1 protein-coding gene is annotated in these 1,273 nt (G+C 67.6%); it reads left to right on the top strand.

All coding sequences use genetic code 11. From position 1 onward, the window contains the following. A partial coding sequence (locus tag AC5Y6X_RS24325) for a condensation domain-containing protein (RefSeq protein ID WP_499989700.1) occupies window positions 1-1,273 on the top strand: 1,273 nt, incomplete at both ends.

The raw sequence follows: 1,273 nt of genomic DNA, 5'->3' as shown, positions 1-1,273 counted from the left end.
TATGTGCGTGCCGGTGGGGGCGGGTTGACCCCGTCGGATATCGTGCCCGCGCGGCTGAGCCAGCAGCAGCTCGACGAGTTGGACCGCGACTATGGGCTGGCTGATGTGTTGCCGCTGACGCCGTTGCAGCAGGGGTTGTTGTTCCACGCCGGCACCACCGAGCCAGGTGGTGAGGATGTGTATGCGGTGCAGCTGGATATCCGCTTAAGCGGCCCGCTGGATGCCCAGCGGCTGCGCGCTGCGGTGCAGGCCGTGGTCGCGCGCCATCCCAACCTGGTGGCCCGGTTTTGTGACCGGTTCGACGAGCCGGTGCAGATCATCCCGGCTGATGCGGTGGCGCCGTGGTGCTATCTCGATCTCGACGGCAGCGAGGGTGTCGAGGAGCGCATCCAGCGGGTTTGCGCGGCCGAACGCGCCGCGGTGTGCGAGCCGGCCGACCAGCCGCTGTTTCGGGCGGTGTTGATCCGCACCGCGGCAGACCAGCATCGGCTGGTGTTAACTAATCACCATCTTGTCCTGGATGGCTGGTCGCGGCCGATCCTGTTGCGTGAGATCGTCGCCGGCTACTACGGGCAACGGCTGCCGGCAGCGGCTGCGTATCGGGCCGTGGTGGCCTGGCTGGCCGAGCGTGACCTGGAGGCCGCCCGGCGGGCCTGGGGCCAGGTGTGGGCCGGCTTTGACACCCCCACCCTGGTCGGCGCGCCGCAACGGTTGCGGCCAGGGCGCCAAGCAGTGGCGGTGTTTGGGGTGCCGGCCTCGCTCACCGCGGCGGTCAGCGGGCTGGCCCGCGCTCAGCACACCACCGTCAACATTGTGTGGCAGGGCGCTTTTGCGCAGCTGTTGTGCTGGCTGACCGGCCAGCACGATGTGGCCTTTGGCACCCCGGTCTCGGGGCGGCCGGCCGAGGTGGCCGGTGCGGAGTCGATGGTGGGCATGTTGGTCAACACGGTGCCGGTGCGGGCCACCCTGACCCCGGCAACGACCACCACCGACCTGCTCGAGCAGCTGCACCGCACCCACCAGCACACCTTGGACCATCAGCACCTGGCGCTGCCGCAGATCCATCACCTCACCGGTCAGGAACGCTTGTTTGACACCTTGTTCGTCTACCAGAACTATCCGATCGACACCGCCGCGTTGACCGGTGCCGACGGGTTGGCCATCACCGAGATCACCAGCCACGAATCCACCCACTACCCACTGGTGGTAGCGGTCCTGCTGGGCACTGAATTGAGGATCCGCGTCGAATTTGACACTGACGTGTTCGACACGG

It is taken from the genome of Mycobacterium sp. NGS26, from assembly GCF_059813025.1.
Note: the sequence above shows the minus strand (reverse complement) of the source record. Positions and strands in the feature narration are given on the sequence as shown.